The organism is Oceanimonas marisflavi (genome assembly GCF_003049725.1).
Classification (GTDB): Bacteria; Pseudomonadota; Gammaproteobacteria; order Enterobacterales; family Aeromonadaceae; genus Oceanimonas; species Oceanimonas marisflavi.
Genome location: NZ_QAGM01000080.1, coordinates 1 through 310, shown reverse-complemented (window position 1 = coordinate 310; position 310 = coordinate 1). Strand labels below are relative to the sequence as shown.

The 310-nt window shown below is 54.2% G+C and carries 1 rRNA gene; it reads right to left on the bottom strand.

From position 1 onward, the window contains the following. Nucleotides 1-310: ribosomal RNA gene (locus DA373_RS16170) — 23S ribosomal RNA — on the bottom strand; the annotation flags it as partial.

Here is a 310-nt window from a genome sequence, read left to right as displayed (position 1 = left end):
TCCTTCACCCGAGTTCTCTCAAGCGCCTTGGTATTCTCTACCCGACCACCTGTGTCGGTTTGGGGTACGGTTCACACACATCTGAAGCTTAGAGGCTTTTCCTGGAAGCAGGGCATCAATGACTTCCACACCGTGGTGTGTTCGTCTCGGGTCTCAGCGTTGTGATTCCGGATTTGCCTAAAATCACCACCTACGCCCTTTCACCAGGACAACCAACGCCTGGCCCATCTAGCCTTCTCCGTCCCCCCATCGCAATGTGTGTCAGTACGGGAATATTAACCCGTTTCCCATCGACTACGCCTTTCGGCCT